Source organism: Clostridium cochlearium, assembly GCF_900187165.1.
In the GTDB taxonomy this organism is placed as follows: domain Bacteria; phylum Bacillota; class Clostridia; order Clostridiales; family Clostridiaceae; genus Clostridium_G; species Clostridium_G cochlearium.
Genome location: NZ_LT906477.1, coordinates 235292 through 259519, shown reverse-complemented (window position 1 = coordinate 259519; position 24228 = coordinate 235292). Strand labels below are relative to the sequence as shown.

Below are 24228 nucleotides of genomic sequence, written 5' to 3'. Positions count from 1 at the left end.
TTATTTACCTTACTAAACTATTTTATTACTTTAAATTTAATTTTGATAACGCATCTGCTAAAGCTGAATTTATAGGTTGTTTTTCTTGTTCTTTCATCTTTCTCATATATTTTGATACTTCTCTTTTATCTGCATTATCTCCTTTTTCTTTAAATCTATTATTAAAGGATGAAAGCTTTTCTCTAAATGTACATTTTGGACATACATAAATTTGCCCTTCTCCTTCTCCTCTTAGTTCTAGCTTTTTATGACACTCAGGACATCTTACATTAGTATATCTACTGATATTTTCTCTGTATCCGCATTCTCTATCCTGGCATACTAGTATCTTACCTCTTTTACCGTTAACTTCAAGCATATACTTTCCGCAATTAGGACATTTTGTTCCTGTTAAATTATTGTGTACGTATTTTTCATTGCTATTTTTTACATCCTGCACAAGTTTTGTTGAATAATTTCTCATGTTATTTATAAATTCTTTGCCACTGATCTTACCTTTACTTATTAATTCTAATTCTTTCTCCCACTGTGCTGTTAATATAGGAGATTTTAAATCCTGTGGCACTAAGTCTATAATTTGTTTTCCCTTTGATGTAGGCATTATTTCTTTACCTTTTTTCTCTATATAAAAAGAATTATATAATTTTTCTATTATATCTGCTCTTGTAGCTACTGTTCCAAGTCCTCCAGTTTCCCCTAAAGTCTTTGCATATTCTTTATTCAATTTTATATATTTTTGAGGGTTTTCCATTGCAGATAATAATGTACCTTCGTTAAATCTAGCTGGTGGCTTTGTTTGCCCTTTATTTATATTAACTGAGTTAAATTTTATAGTATCTCCTTTGATAAATTTAGGAAGAATCTGTTCTTTAAGCTCATACCCATTATCATTGTCTTCATTTAAATCTTCTTTATTATATACAGCTTTCCATCCATTATGTTTTATATTCTTTCCTTTTGCCGTAAAAGTCTCTCCATTAACTTCTACTTTAACAGTAGTTTGAATATATTCAAATGGTGGAAGCATTACACTTAAAAATCTCTTTATAACTAAATCATATATTTTTCTTTCTTCACTGCTTAAATTTGATAATTTAACTTTTTCTTCTGTTGGAATTATGGCATGATGGTCTGAAACTTTACTATCATCTACAAACCCTTTATGTGCTATAATTTTTCCCCTTAATATTTCTTCTGCAAATTTACTATAACTTCCTATAGATATGCTCTTTAGTCTTTGAGGTATAGTTGATACTATATCTTTTGAAATATACCTTGAATCTGTTCTTGGATAAGTTAATACTTTATGATATTCATATAACCTCTGCATTATGGAAAGGGTTTCCTTTGCAGAATATCCAAATATTCTATTAGCATCTCTTTGAAGTTCTGTTAAATCATAAAGACATGGAGCGTATTGCTTTTTATCCTTTTCTGTAATTTCTACAACACTACCAACTTCTCCACTAACCTTAGATAAAGTATTTTTTGCAAATTCTTCATTAAAGGTATACATTTGTCCTTTTTTATCCTGCCAGTTAAATTGAATTCCCTTAGCTTTAGCAACTATAGTATAATAATCTCTTGGTTTAAAGTTTTTAATTTCCTCTTCTCTTTCTACTATTAATGCAAGAGTTGGTGTTTGAACTCTTCCTGCTGAAAGCTGAGCATTGTATTTACAGGTTAATGCTCTTGTAACATTAAGACCTACTAACCAATCTGCTTCGGATCTAGATACAGCTGATTTATATAGATTTTCATAATCTTTTCCTGGCTTTAAATTATTAAAACCATCTCTTATAGCTTTGTCTGTTTGTGAAGATATCCAAAGTCTTTTAATTGGCTTATTAACTCTTGCCTTTTCTATTATCCATCTAGCTACCAACTCCCCCTCTCTTCCTGCATCTGTGGCTATAATAATTTCATCTATATCCTTTCTATTCATAAGTTTTTTCACTTCATTAAATTGTTTCGAAGTTTTACCTATAACAGAAAGCTTCATATTTTTTGGAATCATAGGAAGAGTTTCCATAGCCCATTTTTTATATTTATCATCATATACCTCTGGATCAGCAAGGGTAACTAAGTGCCCTAGTGCCCACGTAACTACATATTTATTACCTTCTATATAGCTTTTAGAACTTTTATTACACTTTAATACTCTAGCTATTTCTCTACCTACACTTGGCTTTTCTGCCAAAACTAATGATTTTCCCATTGTTTTACTTCCCTTCATAAACTATTTGAAATATGAAAATAAGGATAGATTATTTAATTTCTATCCTTATTTAAATCTAATATTATTGATTATAGTAAAGACTTTCTGATGGATATTCTGGATCACAGGTTATATCTATACCAAGCTTTCTAAAGGTTTGCTCTTCATTTCCACTTAAAATAGTTGTGGAATGAGCCTGACATCCTCTTAGCATTGATAATTTTTCCATAGCTACTTGTGCTGTTGGATTTGTAACTGCACATATACTAAGTGCAATTAATATCTCTTCACAAGTTAATGCAGCACTTTTACTAGCTAAAGTTTTTAATTTTAAATTTATAATTGGTTCAAGTATTACTGGAGAAATAAGATGAATTTCATCAGATATATTGGCTAAATATTTAATTGCATTTAAAATTACAGCAGCAGTTCCATCCATTACATCTGAATTTCTACCCGTTAATATTTTTCCATCCTCAAGTTCTAAAGCAACTACTGGATATACTTCATTTTTATTATACCTTTTCTTTAATTTAGCTGAATATTCCCTTGCAGGCATTACAACTTTTCTATCTTCTTCTTTCAAATTAAGCTCATGCATGATAATTTTAGATCTATGTAATATTTCTTTATCTACATAACCTTTTTTATATTCACAACCGGTTTTAAAATATCTTCTTATTATTTCCTGTTCTGATGCCTGCTTAACTACTTCATCATCAATTATTCCATATCCTACTCTATTTACTCCCATATCTGTTGGTGATTTATAAACAGATTCTTCTCCTGTTATTTTTTCTATAATTCTTTTTAGTAGAGGGAAACTTTCAATGTCACGATTGTAGTTTACAGCAACTTCATTATAAGCATCAAAATGGAAAGAATCAATCATATTTACATCCTTAAGATCTACTGTTGCAGCTTCATAAGCTATATTTAAAGGATGTTTTAGAGGAACATTCCAAACTGGAAAAGTTTCAAATTTTGAATATCCTGCAACCTTTCCTTTTTTATATTCGTGATAAAGTTGACTAAGACATGTAGCAAGTTTACCGCTACCTGGTCCTGGTGCTGTTACAACTACAATTGGCTTACTTGTTTCAATGTAAGGATTTTTTCCATATCCTTCATCACTTACAATGGTATCCACATCTGCAGGATATCCTTTTGTAGGTTGATGTTTATATACTTTTATACCTCTGCGTTCAAGTTTATTGATAAAAACAGTAGCTGATGGTTGCCCAGTATATCTAGTTATTACAACACTATTTACTTGAAGATCATAGCTTCTTAAATCATCAATTAGTCTTAAAACATCTACATCATAAGTTATTCCAAAGTCTCCTCTTATTTTGTTTCTTTCAATGTCGCCTGCATATACACAAATAATTATTTCAACTTTTTCTTTTAATTTGTGTAAAAGCTTAATTTTTGCGTTTTCATCGAATCCTGGTAAAACTCTCTTTGCATGAAGATCATATAGAAGTTTACCACCAAATTCTAAGTATAATTTGTCATAGTTATTAACTCTTTCTAAAATATACTTTGATTGTTCTTCAATATATTTTTCGTGATCAAATCCTATTTTCATTTTCTCTACCTCACTAAACAATTATAAAATACCTATATTATTATTACATACTTTTAACTTTTAGTAAAATATTATTGGGCTATTTTTTATTATTTTTATTACTGATATTCAAATTAAAATACGGTTATATTTCAGTATATAAACATTAAAATACCCTGATTTGGTAAATCCAGGGTATTCTATCATGTATTTGTATACATATATTTTTATATTTTATGCTTTTTCGGCAGCTTCTGCATCTGCTTTAGTCTTATGCACTGTACCACGTGGATGTTCAGGAGGTGCATAAATGGAATATACTTTAAGTGGTTTATTTCCTGTGTTAATAACGTTATGCCATGTACCAGCGGGTACCATGATTGCAAAATCATCATAAACTTTTGCTTCAAAATCTAATTTATCTTTATTTCTTCCCATTTTAACAAGTCCTTGACCCTCTTCAACACGTATAAACTGGTCAAGGTTCGGATGCACTTCTAGTCCTATATCATCACCAACATTAATGCTCATCAAAGTAACTTGTAAATGTGTTCCTGTCCATAAAGCGGTGCGGAAAGTTTGATTTTGTTTAGTAGCTTTATCTATATTAACTACAAAAGGCTGTGGACCATAATCCTTTAATTCAATTTGCTCATTGTTATTTAATAATTGTGGTGAAGCAAACCTTGAACCACATTCTGATTCATCAGCAAAGTAAGGATTATAAGTATATTGGTTATATATTGGTATGTTAACACAATAAGGACACATATACATCATATAAGGATTATACATATTATTTCTCTCCCTTTATAATCTTATAAAATTATAATATGTGTTACATTTTAAAAATGTGCTTCTATTCATTAAAATTATATTATAAGCAAATAGTATTATTTAAAGAAATTTTTTACTTTTTCTTTAAAAGGTTTATTTGTACAATCTTTTTGGCACATTTCCAATATTTGCTTTGCAATATTTTCATTTCGATCACCATAATCAGTAATCACATCTTCTGTACCTGTTATCACAACCATTACCTTCGTTTCGTAGTCACTAACCTCTGTTAATTTAATATAATATGGAACATATCCACCCCCATGATATATAAATGACACCACATTTACTCCTCCCAAAGATGAAGTAACGCCAAAATAAATTTTAACTCTATTTCCTTCTATAGTTCTCAAATCCTCTGTATGCTCAATCTCCCAACGAAGGCCTTTTAAATTGGATTTTAGTCGTTGTTCAATATCTTCTAAAGATTCATATATAGTATTTTCCATGATTTTAGCTATCTTCATTTATATTCACATCCTTAAAATTTTTATCTTAGTTATATCTTAACATAATTATCCTAATTATTTATTAATGCTCAACATGTTTGTAGCTTCCTTTTTTGAAATACATTCGTGAAATATTGACAAGAATTATATGAGATGATAATATAAAAAAAGAAAAAAACTATCCCTTTAAATTGATTCGAGAAATCAGCAAGGAAAAGTTATAATATACTTATAAATTTTATCTTTTTATTGTGAGTAAATTTACAATAAAAAGTAAATGAAATGATTGAGTTATCATAGCCTTCCTTATATAGGAAGGCTTTTTTAAGTATATTAAATCTTATGTAGTTGTTTAATTCTCACAAATAGGGAAATAACTAATTAGGAGAAGATAACATGAAAGCAAACAACGATAACAAAATGGCTATAAGAATGGCTATGGCTCTTGTTCTAGGGCTAGCAGTAGGAATAGGATGTTTATTACTAAGAGAAAATTTAATTAGAAATGGAAATGCACACATATGGGCAAAAATAAACAATATTTTATTTCAAGATATATCTGTAGAAGGTGCTACAAATGCTTTAGGTATTTTTTATATTATAGGAAAGTTATTTATTAACTCACTTCAACTTATAATTGTACCAATGATATTTACTTCTATAACATTAGCTATGTGTAAAATTAGTGATACTAAAAAACTTGGACGTATTTCATTTAAAACTATATTAGGATTTTTAATTACATCATTTTTCGCATTAGCGTTAGCTGGAATAATTGGATTTATAATTAAAAACTTAGGTTTATTTACCACTAGTGTGAAAAACATTGCAGCACAAGCTGGAACTGCAAACTCTGCAAATCCATTACTAGTAATAGTAAGTATAATACCAAGTAACATTACATCTGTTTTTTCAAACAATGGTAGTATACTTGCAATAGTATTTATAGCAGTAGTAACAGGTTTGTGTATTAATGTTTTAGGTAACAAGATAAAAATACTAACTAATTTATTAGAAGATATTAATTCAATTATCACTGTATTTTTAAGTTTTGTGATAACTCAATTTGCACCAATTGCAATATTTGTGCTTATTACAAGGACATTTGCAATATATGGTATAGAAAACTTAAAACCAGCTTTTGTATATGTAGTAGTGACAACAATTACTTTATTAATATTCCTAACATTTGGGTATGCAATATTTGTAGCTGTAGGGGCTAGGCTTAATCCAATTAAATTTATAAAGAAAATAGGAAAAGTTGCTTTGTTTGGATTCTCAACTTCATCTTCAGCAGCAACATTACCACTAAACACAAAAACTACAATTGAAGAACTAGGTGTTAATGAGGATATAGCATCATTTATATTACCACTTGGAATGACTATAAATATGAATGGTACTGCAATAATGCAAGTTATAGCTACAATATTTATAGCTACAACAGCAGGTTATAATGTAACAGTAGGCAATATAATTATTATCGCATTAATAGCTTTAATAGCATCAGTTGGTACTCCTGCAGCACCAGGAGCAGGTGCAATAATTCTTTTCACAGTATTATCAGGTATGGGATACAATAATTATGGGGCAATACTTGCTTACTCACTAATTCTTGCCATAAACAGGCCTATAGAAATGCTTTTAACGTCTTTAAATGTAGTAGGAGATGCAGCAACAAGTGTTGTAGTTGCAAAATCTGAAGAAATGTTAAACGAAGGAATTTATAATGCAAACTAATAGGGTATGATAAAATAGGTAAAACCCATCACAAATCTGTGATGGGTTTTTGTTTGGTGGAGGCGAGGGGACATGCTGTTCCATTATCTCTAATGGCACTGACTATATATTGCACTTAAAAATTATAAGCTTTAAGTGCCTTGGCGTGTTATAGAAGCTATATTATAGTTTGAAACTTCTATCCTAGTATTTCTTACTTAAGAAAATTTTATTTCTTAAGGTTAGAAACCTATGAGTCGATACACGGCTGTTGAGTTTCCTCACATACCACTCGGTATTGCCGTCGCCATAACACGTTACGGTTTCACCGATAAAGCCAAGTTTTCACTTATGAATCACTTCATAAGGCGACTCTTTTGAATCGAACCCCTGTCCGAAAGCAGTAACCCCTGAGCATCTCCGAGTGCAGTTTATCTTTTTCCATTCCCTCCTCTAGACACCGATAAACAGGTTTCTAGATTCAGTAGCTTCATAAATTCCGTTTTCTACTCAAAGCTTTGTAGAACTCGGTTCCCCACTAATTGACGCCCTATCCCAGGTCGTGGGAATCCTAGGTAGGACGAGCTGCGCTAATTAGGCAGCTAAAACGAAATTATCGTCTGCGTTTATAATCTTTCCCAGTTTTTTAACGCGGGCCCAGGACCCCTCGACTCGCTTCTCAGGAGCAACTTGCCCCCGTCGAAACCATTTACGCCCCCATGCTATATTGCACAGGACGATAATATTTAATTTTAAGGTCTATATTATATGATATAACAACTTAAGCAATTTATCAATAGTAAATTAATACCTACTTCTATCTTTTAATTCTCTTTCAATATCACGCTTAGCTGCTTTTTCTATTAAATCTTGCCTTTTATCATAATTCTTTTTACCTTTAGCCACAGCTAAATTTACTTTAACTCTTCCATTTTTCAAATATAATGATAATGGTATCAAAGTATATCCTTGCTGAGTAGTATAAGCTGTAAGCTTTAGAATTTGAACTTTATGAAGCAATAACTTTCTATCTCTTAACGGATCTCTATTGAAAATATTACCTTGTTCATAAGGACTTACATGCATATTTCTAAGAAATACCTCTCCATTTCTTATCTCTGCATAGCTATCTTTTAAATTAGCTTTACCTTCTCTTATAGATTTTACTTCTGTACCAACTAATTCTATTCCTGCTTCATAGGATTCTTCTATAAAATAATCATGTCTTGCTTTTCTATTTTCGGCAAGAGTTCCGTTTTTTCTAACTTTGGCCATAACAACACCTACTTCAAATATTATGTTTCCCCGTGTTATATAATTATATAATACTTTATATTCCTAGTCAAAAAACTTTTTTGTCAAAAATTAACTATCTATTTGAGTGTTTGTAAATCCATCTAAAGCTTTTTCTATAAAAGCCCAGGCCTTTTTGCTAAATATTACATTAGGATTGCTCACATTATTTTTTAAATTAGTTACTACACCATGATTAATAAAATCCGTTAATACTAATACCATGTCAGCTCTTTCCGCCTTATTAGAAATTCTTATTTTTCTATCTCTACTTTTTCTACCACTTATATGTTCTATTTTATTAAATCCTCTTCTCTCTAATTCATCTTTTATTTTTCCCAATTTGTCTCCTCCAATTACTAAAGCACTTACGATTAAATCCCCCTTATAGAATTAATTTTTATTTCGATACTGATAATCATTATCATTTATATTATATAACATTGTTTTTATTTCGTCAAACCCATTTTTAATTAATAATATGGAAATCTTTTCTGTACTACGTTTAGAAAAAATTTTAATCATATAAAGTATTTAAAACCTAGCAGTGTGAAAACTTCTTAATACTTTAAAAGAGTGTAAAAATAAAATTCCAGAGAAAAATAAATTTTCTCCTGGAATTTTGGTATTAAATTTATAAAAATTTATTATTTAGCTTCACCATTATTAATTATTCAATTAGTGCAAAGTAAACCTCATAACTATCTAAATCTACCTTATCCACTTTTATCTTAACTTCGTCTCCTAATCTGTATATTTTTTTAGTTTTTTCTCCTATTAATCTTAGTCCTCTTTCATCATAAACATAGTAATCATCTAAAAGGGTACTTATGTGTACAAGCCCTTCTACAGTATTAGGTAATTCTACAAATAATCCAAAGGCAGTTACTGAAGATATTATTCCATCATAAACTTCGCCTATTCTTTCGCTCATGTATTCAGCTTTCTTTAGATCATCTACTTCTCTTTCTGCTTCTTCTGCTAGTCTTTCCATTTCTGAGGACTGTACAGATGCATAGGCTACTTCTCCTTCTAATTTTTTAATTCTTTTTTCTGTTGTCCTACCTTTTATATACTCTTTTATAATTCTGTGTATTATAAGATCTGGATATCTTCTTATAGGGGATGTAAAGTGACAATAATATCTTGCTGCTAATCCAAAGTGACCTACACATTCCGGAGAATATTTTGCTTGTTTTAGAGAACGTAATAAAAGAGTATTTATTACTGTTTCTTCTTTTTTTCCTTTTACTTTTTCTACTACTTCTTGTAAAGCTTTTGGGTGAATTTCTTTAGAGTATTTTATTGAATAACCTAAGTTGTAAACAAATTCATTAAAATGTTGCAATTTTTCTGAGTCAGGCTCTTCATGTATTCTATAAACAAATGGAATATTAGCCCAAAACATGTATTCTGCTATAGTTTCATTACACACTAGCATAAATTCTTCTATTATTCTATTTCCAATTTCTCTTTCATAAGGTTTAATTTCTACTGGCTTTCCTTCCTCATCTAGTATTATTTTACATTCTTCAAAATCAAAATCTATAGCACCTCTATTTATTCTCTTTTTATAAAGTATTTTACAGAGCTCCTCCATTAGCTTAAAGTTTTCCATTAAATAATCATACTTTTTAATTAGCTGTTGGTCATTATCTTTAAGTATTTTATTTACATCGGTATAAGTCATTCTTTCAGAGGAATTTATTACACTTTCTACAACTTTATGATTTAGTACTTTTCCTGTTTTATCAATTTCCATAAAGCAACTTAAGGTCAATCTATCTACTTTAGGATTTAAACTACATATACCATTAGACAATTTTTTTGGCAGCATAGGAATAACTCTATCTACTAAGTACACAGAAGTTCCTCTCTTTAAAGCTTCTTTATCTAATGGATTCTTTTCTTTAACATAGTGGGATACATCTGCAATATGAACTCCAAGATAGAAGTTTCCATTAGGTAATTTTTCAATAGAAATAGCATCATCTAAATCTTTTGCATCTTCTCCATCTATAGTTATAATCTTCTTGTCTCTTAAATCCATTCTATTATTATATTCTTCTTCCTTTATTTCATCTGGAATATTTTCCGTATACTTTTGAACTTTTTCTGGAAATTCCTCTGGTAAATTATATTTTTTAATTATAGTTAAAATATCTATACCTTTTTCTCCTTTTTTACCAAGTATCTCAACTATCTTGCCTTCGGGACTTCTTCTTTTTTCAGGCCATTTAGTTATTTCAGCAATTACAATATCTCCTGAATGAGCACCCATTGTATTACCCTTTGGTATGTATATATCTTGATATATTCTCTTTTCATCTGGTACTACAAATCCAAAATTTTTACTATCTTCAAAAGATCCTATTACAGTTTTATTTACTCTATCTAATATTCTTATTACTTCCCCTTCAGATCTTTTTCCTTCTTTTATTTCTTTAAATACTTTTACTACAACCTTATCTCCATTCATTGCACCATTTAAGCCAGATGCAGGAATAAATACATCTTCTCTATCATCTTCTGGTATTAAAAAAGCATATCCTCTTTTATGTCCCTGAACTTTACCAACTAATAATCCCATTTTTTCTGGTACACCATAGTGTTCTGTTCTAGTTTTTACCACTAATCCATCCTTTTCCATATAGTCTAACACCTTTTTAAAATCTTCTATATCATCACTTTTTATATTGAAAACTTTAGCTAATTCTTTCAAATTCATAGGTTTATACGCTTGTTCTTTCATAAATTCTACAAGAGTTTCTTGTATTTTCATAATTTTTCCTCCCCACTTGTTTTTTTATTATACATATACTTATTTTTAGTTTATATTATAAAAATATTCATTTATATCTATGTTTCTTCCAATATTTAAATAAAATACTATATTAATATTGTTCATTAGTCAAGAATATAAAAAACCCTAAGGATATTTATTTTATCCTAGGGTTTTTTAATAAAATAACTATTTAATTAAGTTTAATAATATTCCACCATATTGTAATACAACTGGAGCAAATACTAATGAAACTATTGTCATAAGTTTTATTAATATATTCATTGAAGGTCCTGAAGTATCTTTGAATGGGTCACCAACAGTGTCTCCAACTACAGCTGCTTTATGAGCGTCACTTCCTTTTCCTCCATGAGCTCCACCTTCAATATATTTTTTAGCATTATCCCATGCTCCACCAGCGTTAGACATAAGTATACCTACAAGAACTCCACTTACAAGTGCTCCTGCAAGTAATCCACCAAGTGCTTCTTTTCCTAATAAAAGTCCAATTGCTACTGGAACTACTATTGCTAATACACCTGGAAGGATCATTTCCCTTATTGCTGCTGCTGTAGAAATATCTACGCATTTCTTATAGTCTGGTGTAGCTTTTCCTTCCATTATTCCTGGTATAGTTTTAAATTGTCTTCTAACTTCCTCTATCATTTCATTTGCAGCTTTACCAACTGATTCCATTGTTAAAGCACCAAATAAGAATGGAAGCATTGCTCCTATAAATAAACCTACTAAAGTTACTGTATTAAGTATATCTATATTTTCTAAGTTAGTAGCTTGTGCATAGGATGCAAATAAGGATAGTGCAGTAAGTGCTGCTGATCCTATAGCAAATCCTTTTCCTATAGCTGCAGTAGTATTACCAACTGAATCAAGTTTATCAGTGATTTCTCTTACTTCATGAGGTAATTCTGACATTTCAGCTATTCCACCAGCGTTATCTGCAATTGGTCCATATGCATCAACTGCAACAGTTAATCCTGTAGTTGAAAGCATTCCAACTGCTGCTAAGGATATTCCGTATAATCCCATTGTTGCATCAGATGCTCCACCCATTACAAAGAATGAAACTAATACTCCTATAGATATTAAAATTATTGGCCATAGTGTAGAATACATTCCTACTGCAAGACCTGAAATGATTGTAGTTGCTGCTCCTGTTTCTGATTGTGTAGCAATCTTTTGTACTGATGAATATTCATCTGAAGTATATATTTCTGTAATTTTACCTATAATCATTCCAACAATTAATCCAGAAGCTACTGCAAAGAAAGCTTTAAGATTTCCAAATACCATGTTGCTTAATATTGCTGCTGATATTATAACTATAATTCCACCTATATAAGTTCCTGTATTAAGTGCTTTTTGAGGATCTTTTGCTTCACTTTTTCTTGAAAATAATATTCCTATTATTGAAGCCACTATTCCTATAGATGCTAAAGTCAAAGGAAATATAATTCCTTCTTTATTTGCATATACAACTGAACCAAGTGTTAATGCAGATATAATTGATCCTACATAGGATTCAAAAAGGTCAGCTCCCATACCTGCAACGTCTCCTACATTGTCTCCTACGTTGTCAGCTATTACGGCTGGATTTCTTGGGTCATCTTCTGGTATACCTGCTTCTACTTTACCAACAAGGTCTGCTCCAACGTCAGCTGCTTTAGTATATATACCACCGCCAACACGAGCAAATAGTGCAATGGAACTTGCTCCAAGACCAAATCCTGTTATAAATTCCATGTTTCCACCAAATATGTAATACATAATTCCTATACCTACAACACCAAGTCCTACAACAGACATTCCCATTACTGCTCCACCTGAGAATGCTATATTTAAAGCTTTCCCTTGGCTATGTCTTGCTGCTTCTGCTGTTCTAACATTTGCTTTTGTAGCTACATTCATTCCAAAATATCCTGCAAATATAGAGAATATAGCTCCTAAAACAAAGCATGCTGCTGTTTGCCATCCTACAAAGATAGCTAAAATTACTGTAACAATTGCTATAAATCCGGCTAAATATTTATATTCTGTTTCCAAGAAAGCCATAGCACCATCATGGATGTGCCCAGCAATTTCTTGCATTCTTTCATTTCCTGCATTTTCTTTGGAAATGAAACTGCTTAGCATAAAAGCAAATATTAATGCTATTACTCCAGCTAAGACTGAGTAAACAATGAAACTTTCCATTTTATCTTGTCCCCCTAATCTTTTCTTTATTTAATTAGTTTATTTTAATTCTATATATTTTTAAAAATATATAGAACTTTTTCAAAGATTTAAACTAAATTTAAAGCCACTATTACTATTGCAAAGGCTATAGCTGTAATTATAGTGAGCTTTGACATAGTTGACTCAAAAGTTCTTGTTTTATTTTTTGAGAAAAATGTATCTGTAGTTCCTGTCATTAAACTGAATCCCTGTGTTTTTGCAGGTTGAGCTAGTACAGAAATAATTAAAATTATGCCTAATATTACCTGCAGTGCAATTAAAATATTTTTCATAATATTCCCTCCATGTTTATTTATAAAGGATTTTAATTTCTTAAAATTTAACACATTATATTTTATCATAATATTTGACTTATAACAATGGAAGTCACTAATTTATATTGTACTTTAACACAAAATTCGGAGAAATATTATCTTAATTATTAACATTTCTCCGAATTTTATTCAATTTAATCTATTTTTTTATTTATTAATGTTATAGAAAGCCTTTAAACCTCTATACTCTCCCATTTCTCCTAACTCATCTTCAATTCTTAGTAATTGATTGTATTTAGCAACTCTTTCACTTCTTGAAGGAGCTCCTGTTTTTATTTGTCCTGCATTTACAGCTACAACTAAATCAGCTATAGTTGTATCTTCAGTTTCTCCTGATCTATGTGATACTACTGCAGTATATCCTGCTCTTTCTGCCATTTCTATAGCATTTAATGTTTCAGTTAATGTTCCTATCTGATTTAATTTTATAAGTATTGAATTTGCAACACCTAATTCAATTCCCTTTTTAAGTCTATTTGTATTAGTTACAAATAAATCATCACCTACTAATTGAATCTTTCCACCTAATTTTTCAGTGATCATCTTCCAACCTTCCCAATCTTCTTCTGCCATACCATCTTCTATAGATATTATAGGATATTTTTCTACTAAATTAGCATAGTAATCTACCATTTCAGCAGGAGTTAACTCTCTTCCTTCGCCTTTTAATTCATATTTATTGGTTTCAGTATTGAAGAATTCAGATGATGCTGGGTCTAAGGCTATAAATACTTCTTCTCCTGGTTTGTAACCAGCTTTTTTAATAGCTTCCACTATAACTTCAATAGCTTCTTCATTACTATTTAAATCAGGTGCAAATCCTCCTTCATCACCAACTCCTGTAGATAGTCCTTTTCCTTTTAATATATCTTTTAATTGATGATATATTTCAGAACACATTCTTAAAGCTTCACTAAAACTTGATGCTCCTGCTGGCATTATCATAAATTCTTGTAAATCTACATTGTTATCAGCATGAGAACCACCATTCATTATGTTCATCATTGGAACTGGTAATACTTTTGCATTTACTCCTCCAATATATTGATATAAACTTAATCCTAGATATTCAGCTGCTGCTCTTGCACAAGCTAGAGATACTCCAAGCATAGCATTAGCACCTAATTTACCCTTATTATCTGTACCATCTAATTCTATCATTGTTTTATCTATTGCAATTTGGTCTAAAACATTCATTCCAACTAATTCTTCTGCGATTATTGTATTTACATTTTCTATTGCTTTTAAAACGCCTTTCCCATTGTATACTGATTTATCACCATCTCTTAATTCAACAGCTTCAAAAATTCCTGTAGATGCTCCTGATGGTACGGCTGCTCTTCCTATAGTTCCGTCTTCTAAAATTACATCTACCTCAACTGTTGGATTTGATCTTGAATCAAGTATTTGTCTTGCTGATACATCTATAATTTCAATATAATTTTTCATAATTTAACATCCTCCTTTATTCTTCTATTAGATTTTTTCCAGTCATTTCTTCTGGTATTTTAATACCCATTTCTGTAAGCATAGTTGGTGCTATATCTGCTAATATACCATTTGATTTTAATTTTTTATTCTTAGCATTTTTACTTACATATACAAAGGGAACTTCATTTGTAGTATGAGCTGTCATAGGCTTTCCTGTAGAATAATCTATCATTTGTTCAGAATTTCCATGATCTGCAGTTATAAATATAGTTCCTTCCTTTTGTAAAATTTTATCTGATATTTCTCCTAGGCATTTATCTACTACTTCTATAGCAGTTTTAGCTGCTTCAAATACACCAGTATGTCCTACCATATCTGGATTAGCAAAGTTTAATATTATCATATCGTATTTATCAGATTCTATTCTTTTAATAACTTCATCCTTAACTTCAAAAGCACTCATTTCTGGTTTTAAATCGTAAGTAGCTACTTTGGGAGAAGGGATTAAAACCCTATCTTCTCCTTTATTAGGTGCTTCTACACCTCCGTTAAAAAAGAAAGTTACATGTGCATATTTCTCAGTTTCTGCAATTCTTAATTGATTTAATCCTAAGCTACTTACATATTCACCTAAAGTATTTTTATAACTTTGAGGTTTATATGCTATTTTTACATTCTCAATAGTTTTATCGTATTGAGTCATAGTTATAAAATTAAGATTTAATGTCTTTCTTTCAAATCCATCAAATTCTCTATCATTTAAAGCCCTGGTTATTTGTCTTGCTCTATCTGGTCTAAAGTTAAAAAATATTATAGAATCCTTATCTCTAATAGTAGCTGTTGGCTTTCCATCTTTTAGTATAACTGTTGGTAATACAAATTCATCTGTTGTGTTATCATTATAAGATTTTTCTATGGCTTCAACTGGTGAGTTTGATAATTCACCTGTACCATATACCAAAGCATTATATGCAAGTTCTATTCTTTCCCATCTTTTATCTCTGTCCATAGCATAATATCTACCTGCTAATGTTGCAATCTCACCTACTCCAAGTTCTTTCATATAATTTTCAATGTTCATTATATATTCTTTAGCACTAGATGGTGGAACGTCCCTTCCATCTAAAAAAGCATGAACATATACTCTATTTAATCCCTTATCCTTAGCTAATTTTAAAATAGCTTTTAAATGATCTATATGAGAGTGAACTCCTCCATCAGATAATAATCCTAATAAATGAAGAGCAGAATTGTTTTTTATAGCTTCGTCTATAGCATAATTTATCTCATTATTTTTGAAAAACTCTCCATCACTTATGTCCTTTGTTATTCTAGTTAATTCTTGGTATATTATTCTTCCCGAACCAATATTCAAATGTCCTACTTCGGAATTACCCATTTGACCATCTGGAAGTCCCACATTTAGTCCGCTAGCTTTCAATTGAGTATGAGGATATTCACTCCAAAGCTTATCAAAATTTGGCTTATGTGCTGACTTTACAGCATTTCCATCTTCATGGTCTGTTATTCCAAAACCATCTAATATCATAAGCATTACTGGTTTTTTATTCATAGTCTTCCCCCTATTTGTAGTTTACTATAGCTGAGAAGTCATCTGATTTAAGACTTGCTCCTCCTACTAAGGCTCCATCTATATCTGACATTGACATTTGTTCTTTTATAGTTGAAGGTTTTACTGAACCACCATATTGTATTCTGATACTTTCAGCTGCTTTTTCTCCATATAAATTTTTTACTGTGTTTCTTATAAATGATATAACTTCATTTGCCTCTTCTGAAGTGGCAGTTTTACCTGTACCTATAGCCCATATTGGTTCATAAGCTATTACTAATTTTTCTATCTCATCTTCTCTTAATCCAGAAAGTGCAAGTTTTACTTGTTTTGATACAACTTCTTCAGTTACATCATTTTCTTTCTCATCTAAAGTTTCTCCTACACAGAGTATAGGAATTAAATTATGTTCAAATGCAGCCTTAATTTTCTTATTAACTGTTTCATCTGTTTCTCCAAAATATTGTCTTCTTTCACTATGTCCTATTATTACATAATCTATATTTAATTTTTCAAGCATTATAGGAGATATTTCCCCTGTGAAAGCTCCCTTTTCTTCAAAATACATATTTTGAGCTCCAACTTTTATATTAGTTCCTTCTGTAATTTCTCTTATTTTTGGAAGACATATAAAAGGTGGACAAACTACAACTTCACATTTAGCTTCTTTAACCTTTGGAATTAATTCCTCTACTAATTTTACCGCTTCGTCTACAGTATTGTGCATTTTCCAATTTCCTGCTATTATTGCCTTACGCAATGAACACACCCCTTTCAAAATTAACCTCAAACATTATTTATCATTAAGTGCTGCTATTCCTGGAAGCTCTTTCCCTTCTAAGAATTCAAGTGATGCTCCTCCACCTGTTGAAATATGTGTCATTTTATCTCCAAATCCAAGTTGATTTACGGCTGCAGCACTGTCTCCTCCACCTATTATAGTTGTAGCTCCTGATTCAGCCATAGCTTTTGCTACTTCTATGGTACCCTTGGCAAATTTTTTAAATTCAAATACTCCCATAGGACCATTCCATACTACAGTTTTGGCTTTTTTAATTTCTTCTGCATAAAGTTTTGAAGTTTTTGGTCCTATATCAAGGCCCATATATCCTTCTTGAATATTTTGGTCTTCTGTTATAATTGCCTCTGTATCTTCTGCAAATTTTTCTCCTACTACATTGTCTACTGGTAAAAGTAATTTTACTCCCTTTTCTTTTGCCTTTTCTATCATTTCTTTTGCGTAATCTAATTTATCTTCTTCTAAAAGAGAGGTTCCTATTGTGTATCCTTGAGCTTTTTGGAATGTATAGCTCATTCCTCCACCTATAATTAATGTATCAACTTTTTCCAATAAATTATTTATCACATTAATTTTATCAGATACTTTAGCTCCACCAAGTATTGCCACAAAAGGTCTTTGTGGATTTTCTACAGCATTTCCTAAAAATTTTAATTCTTTTTGGATTAAGTATCCACATACTGATGTTTCGACAAATTCTGTTACTCCTACTGTGGAACAATGTGCTCTATGTGCTGTTCCGAAAGCATCATTTACAAATATATCTGCAAGGGATGCTAATTCTTTTGAAAAGTTTTCTTCATTTTTAGTTTCTTCTTTTCTATATCTTGTATTTTGCAATAGAATTATATCTCCATCTTTCATATTTTCTACTGCTTTTTTAGCATTTTTTCCAACTACTTCATTATCTGCTGCAAATAAAACTTCCTTATTTAAAAGTTCAGATAATCTTTTAGCTACTGGTGCTAAGGATAGTTCTTCTTTGGGTTCTCCCTTTGGTTTTCCAAGATGAGAACATAAAATTACTTTACCACCTTTTTGAGCTATATATTTAATAGTTGGTAATGCTCCAATTAATCTATTTTCATCTGTTATTTTTCCATCTTTTAAAGGTACATTAAAATCACATCTTACTAAAACTTTCTTTCCTGTAACTTCAATGTCTTCAATGGTTTTTTTATTAAATGCCACACAAACCACCCTTTCTTTATATAGACAAAAGAGGGTTTTGTCTTATAGCTTTACTACAAAGCAAAAACCCTCTTAGTTTTTAACTATAAGTATGACTTAATTACTTGATTATAATCTATCACCAACATATTTAGCTAAATCAGCTAATCTTGTTGAATAACCCCATTCATTATCATACCATGAAACTACTTTAACTAATCTATTTCCCATTACCATTGTAGATAATCCATCAACTATTGAAGATCTTTGATCTCCTCTATAGTCTATGGATACTAATGGTTCTTCACTATATCCAAGAATTCCCTTCATATCTGTTTCTGAAGCTTTTTTAAATGCTGCATTTATTTCTTCTACTGTAGCATCTTTTGAAATTGTACAAACAAGATCAGTCATTGATACTGTTGGAGTTGGTACCCTTACAGCCATTCCATTTAATTTTCCTTTTAATTGTGGAAGAACCAATGCAACTGCTTTAGCTGCTCCTGTTGTTGTTGGTATCATTGATTCGGCTGCCGCTCTAGCTCTTCTTAAATCTTTATGAGGAGCATCTAATATTCTTTGGTCGTTAGTATATGCATGAATTGTAGTCATAAGTCCTTCTACTATTCCAAATTCTCTATCTAATATTTTTGCAAAAGGTGCTAAGCAGTTTGTAGTGCAAGAAGCATTTGAAATTATATTATGTTCCTTTGGATCATATTTTTCTTCATTAACACCTAAAACTATAGTAACATCTTCGTTTTTAGCTGGTGCTGAAATAATTACTTTTTTAGCTCCTGCTTCTATATGTGCTTTAGCTTTTGTAGCATCTGTAAACAGACCTGTACATTCTAGAACTATGTCTACTCCTTCTTGTTTCCATGGAAGGTTTTTAGGATCTCTTTCTGCAAATATTTTTATTTCCTTACCATTTATAACTATAGAACTTTCCTTAGCTTCTACTGTCCCATTGAACTTACCATATAATGAATCATATTTTAAAAGATGAGCTAAAGTCGCTGCATCAGTTAAGTCGTTAATTGCAACCACTTCTAATTCATTACTGTATTTTTCAACCAAAACCTTAAATACATTTCTTCCTATTCTCCCAAAACCATTAATCGCTACCTTTACCATTTAAAAGACCTCCTTAAATTTTAAAAAATTTGATGAATATAATATATATTTAATACTTAAAAGCGTTTATGCTTTTGTATTACTAATCAAAGGATATCTAATATATTTAATATACTTTTACTTGCACCTTCATCGGTAATTAATATACCATTCGATTTGTTGAGCTGAGTAGCTATTATAGCTTCTGCTTTAGAAGCACCTCCAGCTACAGCTATTATATTTTCTATATTTTCTACCTTTTCATTTTTTATTCCCATAGTAGAAGTAGAATACACTATCTCCCCATTTTTATTAAAATAATGACCAAAAGCCTCACCTAATGCCCCTTTTTCTAATAGTTTTACAATATTTTCTTTTGACATTCCTCTTCTTTTAGCCATTTCATCGGCTCTTCCTATTCCGTATATTAAAATGTCTGCATCTTCTATTATATTCATGACCTCTATTACATCTTTTTCTTTCATTATAATTTTAGCAGCCTCTGCTCTTAAATTATCTGGCACATGAAGAAGTCTATAATTCCAATTGCATTTTATTGCTAAATTAGATACTAAAGTATTGGATTGAGTTTCTAGTCTTTTTCCCATACCTCCCCTTGCAGGTACAATAGTTATATCTTGGTGATTATTACACTTTACTACATTATCTACAAAGCTTTTTATAGTACTTCCTCCAGTTAGGGCAACTATGTTTCCATTTTTTAGTAAGTCTTTAAAACAATTTGATGCAGCTTTTCCTAATTCTTTTAAAACAGAACTATCTTCTTCTACATCTCCTGGAACTATAATAACTCTTTTTAATCCTAATCTTTCTTTTATCCTGTTTTCTAATGCAGAAAGACCTTTTATCATATATACAAATTCTTTTAACTTGCTTATTACTTCTTCTCCTAGCTTAGTAATTATCATTCCAGGTGCATTTATTTCAATAAAACCTTGTTCTTTTAAGAAATTAACCTCTGTTCTTATAATTCTTTCACTTAGATTTAAATTTCTAGAAAGTAGCCTTCTGCCAACAGGTTGACTATAGTATATATTTCTAAGTATTATGTATCTTCTTTCTAAAAGTTCTATACCTTCTGGAATAATTTTTTGTTGTAATTTTAGCAATTCTTCCAAATCCAAGCACCCCTCTGGTCATTTATTGTCCCGCTACTTTCTTTTTAGTCCCACTTCTATTATAGACTAAAGGACAATAAATTCCAATAGTTAAATAAATTTTTTTATAAATAAATTAATTTATATACATAGAATTCAATATCTTTTTCTTCTCATAGAAGATTTTATTCCCATTTCTTCTCTGTATTTTGCCACAGTTCTTCTAGAAATATTCACACCACTTTTCTTTAATTTATCTGCTATATTTTGATCTGATAATGGTTTTTTCTTATCTTCCTCTTCTATTAATTTCTCTATCATATTCTTAACTGTAACATTAGATATAGCATCCTCATTGCATTTACTTTCAATAGCTGTAGTAAATAAATCTTTTATTTTTATAATACCATTATTGGTATATACATACTTTTCTTTTATAGCTCTACTAACAGTTGATTCATGAACATCTAATTGTTCTGCTATTTCTTTTAGTGTCATAGGTTTTAAGTATTTTTTACCTTTATCAAAATACTCTTTTTGTTTTTCAACTATTTTTTCTAAGACCTTATATATAGTACTTTTTCTTTGTTCTATACTTTTTATTAAATAAGATGCACTATCTAATTTTTCTTTTACATACTCCACTGCAGTTTCATCTTCATTACTATTTATTATGTTCTTATATAAATTATTGATAGTAAGTTTAGGAGTCATACTTTCATTCATCAATATAATATATTCTTCTCCTATTTTTTTGATATATGCATCTGGTACAATGTACTTTACATCTTCTCCTGTATAAAATCCACTAGATGGTTTAGGCTGTAAAGATTTTATAAAATCTCCGTACATCTGTGCTTTCTTAGGAGATATGTCAAGTTTTTTTCCTATATTGGAATACTTATTTTCCGCAATATCTTCTAAATAATTATCTATTATATTATATATCTTTTCATCCTCTATGCCTTTCTTATTACATTGTATCTTTAGGCATTCACTTAAGTTTCTAGCTCCAATACCATCTGGCTCTAATCCCTGTACTATATTCAATGCTTTATTTGCTAATTCAATAGATACCTTTAATTCTTTTGCAATAACTTCAATATCCTCCCCTAAATAGCCCTTTTCATCTATGTCTTCAATTATGTAATTGCATATACACTTAATGTATTCCTTTACATCTAAGTACATTATTTGTTCTAACAAATATTCCTTTAAAGATTTTTTAGTAGATATAAAATTAAACTGATTTACTTCTTCTTCACTTTCTTGATTATTTACACAATTGTAATTATCTTCTTTAAGGTTTTTTATAATATTTTTATATTTTAATATTTCATCTATATCTTCGTGAGAATCCTCTTCTTTTTTTATGTCTTCATTATTTATTTCTAAAAGAGGATTTTCTTGTACTTGTTTCTCTATAAGTTTTGTAAGTTCATAGGAAGAAAGTTGTAATATTTTTATTGAAAGTTGCATTTGTTGAGTCATTATTAATTTTTGTTCTTGAGACATTGATAGATTAAACCCTAAATCCATGTATTCATCCCCTTTACTTTATTATAACACCATATATAAATTTTGCGTCATAAAATTTTTATAGAGGACAATTGACAGAGGACAGAGGACAATGAAGGATGATTTTCTTCCTTACGTCAGAAAATCTTTAATCTTATTAGTTATAATTGAAAATGGAGAATGGAAAGTGGAAAATGATTGACAACTTTTCTCCATTAACATTACGAAAAGTTTTTAATTTTATAAGATCTTTAGGTTTAGCTAAAGCTAAACCTTTTTTATATTAGACAAATCTAAAATATCCGTAATTCTCCATTCTCCAATTTCCATTTTCAATTATATCTAAATTGACATTTTTATTGATGGCTCGTTTAGCAAAGCTAAACATCGCTTTAGCTCATATAAAAGTTCATATAATCAAAGATTTTTTGTAACAAAGTGAAAAAAATCCTCAATAATTATTCATTGTTCCCTGTTCATTATTCATTAATCAACGGCAGCCTATCGGCTTGCGACACAGTCGCTAGATTAATAGCAAATAATTAAAATAAATTATTATATAAAGATTAATTTATTTTAAATCTCATCAGGTTTTATAAAATTAAAATTTTTTCGTAATGACAATGAAGAAAAAATATCTATCATTTTCAATTTTCAACTTTCAATTTTCAATTATATTATAAAATTAAAGATTTTCTGTAGCAAAGCGGAGGAAAATCTTCCTTCATTGTCCTATGTCAATTGTCCTATGTCCTCTGTTAAAAAAATTACTTCGTAATTTTTTTATTTCACGTAAATAAGAAAATCCTCCTAAACTCTTAATTTTTCACTAAGCAAAGCAATCCTGAGATTATAAGAGAATTTATGAGCATTACAAATATAAACAAGTTTTACAACTTGCAACTTATAAATTAGACATGAGTTGTAAGTTGATGTTTTGCACATTTTTCAAATATAATATTTATATGGATTATTATATACATCTATGGTTCTATATAGTATATAGTTTTCAAATTTAAGGAGTTGATTTAATGCGATCTATTGGTTTCTTAATCAGTCAAAAAGAAAACGAAAAGAGAAGAGCATTATTACCAAAGGATGTACAAAAGATAAAAAATAAAAAATATCTATACTTTGAAGAAGGATATGGAAAAGTTTTAGGTATTAATGACCATGAATACTTAAATGCAGGTGCTAATATAGCTCCAAGAGAAGAAATATTTAAAAAAGACATATTATGTGATCCTAAGATAGGTGATGCAAATTATTTAACCAGATTAATAAGAAATCAAGTTCTATTCGGATGGGTACATGCTGTCCAAAATCCAAATCTAACTAATGTTTTATTAAAGAATAATTTAAAATGCATTGCTTGGGAAGAAATGTATGAAGAAGGTAGACATGTATTTTGGAGAAATAATGAAATAGCTGGAGAAGCTGCTATTATGCAAGCATTCCAATGTTATGGTAAATTTCCTTATGAAACAAAAGTCGCTATACTTGGTAGAGGTAATACCGCGAAAGGTGCTTATAGGATTTTAACTGGATTAGGGGCCACAGTAACAGTTTATGGAAGTAGATTAGAAAAATTATTTAAAAAGGAAATGCACAAATATGATGTAATAGTAAATGCCATACTTTGGGATATCAAAAGAAAAGATCACATAATAAATAAATGTGATTTAAAAAAATTAAAAAAAGGTGCTTTAATAATTGATATTAGCTGTGACTCCAATAAAGCCATAGAAACAAGCATATCTACAACTATTGAAAACCCAATCTATTTTGTAGATGGGATTATGCATTATGTAGTAGACCATACCCCTTCTCTATTTTTTAAAACCGCTACAAAATCAATAAGTAATGAACTCACAAAATATATAGATATATTGTTAGAAGAAAATGAAGATAAAGATCCAGTATTATCTAATGCTATAATTATTAATAAAGGAACCATTTTAGATGAAAAAATTATTCGATATCAAAATAGAAGAAATGTACAAATAGATATTGCATAAGTGTTTCACAATCTCTGTGCAAAATTTTGTACAGAGACTTTTTATTTTTA

18 protein-coding genes and 1 other RNA gene are annotated in these 24228 nt (G+C 29.9%); 2 read left to right on the top strand and 17 right to left on the bottom strand.

Features of this window, described 5'->3' with window-relative positions; genetic code table 11:
• Window positions 1-25 precede the first annotated feature (25 nt).
• The 4 genes from CKV72_RS01240 to CKV72_RS01225 all read right to left on the bottom strand — a co-directional run bounded on the left by CKV72_RS01240 (window position 26) and on the right by CKV72_RS01225 (window position 5092).
• Window positions 26-2218 (bottom strand): DNA topoisomerase III, encoded by a 2193-nt coding sequence (locus CKV72_RS01240; protein WP_095177228.1) that lies wholly within the window; start codon window positions 2216-2218, stop codon window positions 26-28.
• Between the two features lie 82 nt (window positions 2219-2300).
• A complete protein-coding gene (locus tag CKV72_RS01235) occupies window positions 2301-3809 on the bottom strand; it encodes a DUF1846 domain-containing protein (RefSeq protein ID WP_095177227.1) in 1509 nt (502 codons plus the stop codon).
• Between the two features lie 213 nt (window positions 3810-4022).
• On the bottom strand, window positions 4023-4583 hold the full coding sequence (locus CKV72_RS01230; RefSeq protein ID WP_095177226.1) for a cupin domain-containing protein: 561 nt from the start codon (window positions 4581-4583) through the stop codon (window positions 4023-4025).
• A 98-nt stretch (window positions 4584-4681) separates the two neighbouring features.
• On the bottom strand, window positions 4682-5092 hold the full coding sequence (locus CKV72_RS01225; protein WP_095177225.1) for a hypothetical protein: 411 nt from the start codon (window positions 5090-5092) through the stop codon (window positions 4682-4684).
• 378 nt (window positions 5093-5470) lie between these two features.
• Here CKV72_RS01225 and CKV72_RS01220 point away from each other — a divergent pair, with 378 nt between their 5' ends.
• Window positions 5471-6814: a dicarboxylate/amino acid:cation symporter gene (locus CKV72_RS01220; RefSeq protein WP_095177224.1), complete on the top strand. Its 1344-nt coding sequence runs from the start codon at window positions 5471-5473 to the stop codon at window positions 6812-6814.
• 357 nt (window positions 6815-7171) lie between these two features.
• On the opposite strand, the gene ssrA is transcribed toward CKV72_RS01220, so the two are convergent.
• From ssrA to rpoN, 13 genes are all read right to left on the bottom strand, one after another.
• Window positions 7172-7503, bottom strand: a transfer-messenger RNA (tmRNA) gene (gene ssrA, locus CKV72_RS01215).
• Window positions 7504-7597: 94 nt separating this feature from the next.
• Complete coding sequence (gene smpB / locus CKV72_RS01210; RefSeq protein ID WP_089867453.1) at window positions 7598-8068, bottom strand: SsrA-binding protein SmpB; 471 nt, start codon at window positions 8066-8068, stop codon at window positions 7598-7600.
• A gap of 90 nt (window positions 8069-8158) precedes the next feature.
• Window positions 8159-8428 carry a DUF2325 domain-containing protein gene (locus tag CKV72_RS01205; RefSeq protein ID WP_202192295.1) on the bottom strand — a complete coding sequence of 90 codons (270 nt, stop codon included), beginning with the start codon at window positions 8426-8428 and terminating at the stop codon, window positions 8159-8161.
• A 328-nt stretch (window positions 8429-8756) separates the two neighbouring features.
• Window positions 8757-10868 carry a ribonuclease R gene (rnr, locus tag CKV72_RS01200; RefSeq protein WP_089867459.1) on the bottom strand — a complete coding sequence of 704 codons (2112 nt, stop codon included), beginning with the start codon at window positions 10866-10868 and terminating at the stop codon, window positions 8757-8759.
• 189 nt (window positions 10869-11057) lie between these two features.
• Window positions 11058-13079 (bottom strand): sodium-translocating pyrophosphatase, encoded by a 2022-nt coding sequence (locus tag CKV72_RS01195; RefSeq protein ID WP_095177223.1) that lies wholly within the window; start codon window positions 13077-13079, stop codon window positions 11058-11060.
• An 89-nt stretch (window positions 13080-13168) separates the two neighbouring features.
• Complete coding sequence (gene secG / locus CKV72_RS01190; RefSeq protein ID WP_095177222.1) at window positions 13169-13393, bottom strand: preprotein translocase subunit SecG; 225 nt, start codon at window positions 13391-13393, stop codon at window positions 13169-13171.
• A 189-nt stretch (window positions 13394-13582) separates the two neighbouring features.
• Window positions 13583-14884: a phosphopyruvate hydratase gene (gene eno / locus CKV72_RS01185; RefSeq protein ID WP_089867467.1), complete on the bottom strand. Its 1302-nt coding sequence runs from the start codon at window positions 14882-14884 to the stop codon at window positions 13583-13585.
• A gap of 16 nt (window positions 14885-14900) precedes the next feature.
• Window positions 14901-16439 (bottom strand): 2,3-bisphosphoglycerate-independent phosphoglycerate mutase, encoded by a 1539-nt coding sequence (gpmI, locus tag CKV72_RS01180; RefSeq protein ID WP_089867470.1) that lies wholly within the window; start codon window positions 16437-16439, stop codon window positions 14901-14903.
• 10 nt (window positions 16440-16449) lie between these two features.
• Window positions 16450-17199 (bottom strand): triose-phosphate isomerase, encoded by a 750-nt coding sequence (tpiA, locus tag CKV72_RS01175; protein WP_089867473.1) that lies wholly within the window; start codon window positions 17197-17199, stop codon window positions 16450-16452.
• A gap of 33 nt (window positions 17200-17232) precedes the next feature.
• The gene (locus CKV72_RS01170; protein ID WP_089867476.1) at window positions 17233-18429 is read right to left on the bottom strand and encodes a phosphoglycerate kinase; all 1197 of its coding nucleotides are present in this window, start codon (window positions 18427-18429) and stop codon (window positions 17233-17235) included.
• A gap of 108 nt (window positions 18430-18537) precedes the next feature.
• Window positions 18538-19545, bottom strand: a complete 1008-nt coding sequence (gap, locus tag CKV72_RS01165; protein WP_095177221.1) for a type I glyceraldehyde-3-phosphate dehydrogenase — start codon at window positions 19543-19545, stop codon at window positions 18538-18540.
• Between the two features lie 86 nt (window positions 19546-19631).
• A complete protein-coding gene (locus CKV72_RS01160) occupies window positions 19632-20663 on the bottom strand; it encodes a sugar-binding transcriptional regulator (RefSeq protein ID WP_089867481.1) in 1032 nt (343 codons plus the stop codon).
• 135 nt (window positions 20664-20798) lie between these two features.
• Window positions 20799-22181 carry an RNA polymerase factor sigma-54 gene (gene rpoN / locus CKV72_RS01155; RefSeq protein WP_089867484.1) on the bottom strand — a complete coding sequence of 461 codons (1383 nt, stop codon included), beginning with the start codon at window positions 22179-22181 and terminating at the stop codon, window positions 20799-20801.
• Window positions 22182-23191: 1010 nt separating this feature from the next.
• On the opposite strand from rpoN, the gene CKV72_RS01150 reads away from it, so the two are divergent.
• The gene (locus CKV72_RS01150) at window positions 23192-24178 is read left to right on the top strand and encodes a N(5)-(carboxyethyl)ornithine synthase (RefSeq protein ID WP_089867600.1); all 987 of its coding nucleotides are present in this window, start codon (window positions 23192-23194) and stop codon (window positions 24176-24178) included.
• Window positions 24179-24228 lie beyond the last annotated feature (50 nt).

Excerpts from the sequence above, each read along its gene's own strand:
- CKV72_RS01235 (WP_095177227.1), bottom strand. The coding sequence starts at position 3,809 with ATGAAAATAGGATTTGATCACGAAAAATATATTGAAGAACAATCAAAG.
- secG (WP_095177222.1), bottom strand. The coding sequence starts at position 13,393 with ATGAAAAATATTTTAATTGCACTGCAGGTAATATTAGGCATAATTTTA.
- rpoN (WP_089867484.1), bottom strand. The coding sequence starts at position 22,181 with ATGGATTTAGGGTTTAATCTATCAATGTCTCAAGAACAAAAATTAATA.
- CKV72_RS01240 (WP_095177228.1), bottom strand. The coding sequence starts at position 2,218 with ATGGGAAAATCATTAGTTTTGGCAGAAAAGCCAAGTGTAGGTAGAGAA.
- gpmI (WP_089867470.1), bottom strand. The coding sequence starts at position 16,439 with ATGAATAAAAAACCAGTAATGCTTATGATATTAGATGGTTTTGGAATA.
- smpB (WP_089867453.1), bottom strand. The coding sequence starts at position 8,068 with ATGGCCAAAGTTAGAAAAAACGGAACTCTTGCCGAAAATAGAAAAGCA.
- CKV72_RS01195 (WP_095177223.1), bottom strand. The coding sequence starts at position 13,079 with ATGGAAAGTTTCATTGTTTACTCAGTCTTAGCTGGAGTAATAGCATTA.
- CKV72_RS01220 (WP_095177224.1), top strand. The coding sequence starts at position 5,471 with ATGAAAGCAAACAACGATAACAAAATGGCTATAAGAATGGCTATGGCT.
- CKV72_RS01225 (WP_095177225.1), bottom strand. The coding sequence starts at position 5,092 with ATGAAGATAGCTAAAATCATGGAAAATACTATATATGAATCTTTAGAA.
- eno (WP_089867467.1), bottom strand. The coding sequence starts at position 14,884 with ATGAAAAATTATATTGAAATTATAGATGTATCAGCAAGACAAATACTT.
- CKV72_RS01150 (WP_089867600.1), top strand. The coding sequence starts at position 23,192 with ATGCGATCTATTGGTTTCTTAATCAGTCAAAAAGAAAACGAAAAGAGA.
- rnr (WP_089867459.1), bottom strand. The coding sequence starts at position 10,868 with ATGAAAATACAAGAAACTCTTGTAGAATTTATGAAAGAACAAGCGTAT.
- gap (WP_095177221.1), bottom strand. The coding sequence starts at position 19,545 with ATGGTAAAGGTAGCGATTAATGGTTTTGGGAGAATAGGAAGAAATGTA.
- CKV72_RS01230 (WP_095177226.1), bottom strand. The coding sequence starts at position 4,583 with ATGTATAATCCTTATATGATGTATATGTGTCCTTATTGTGTTAACATA.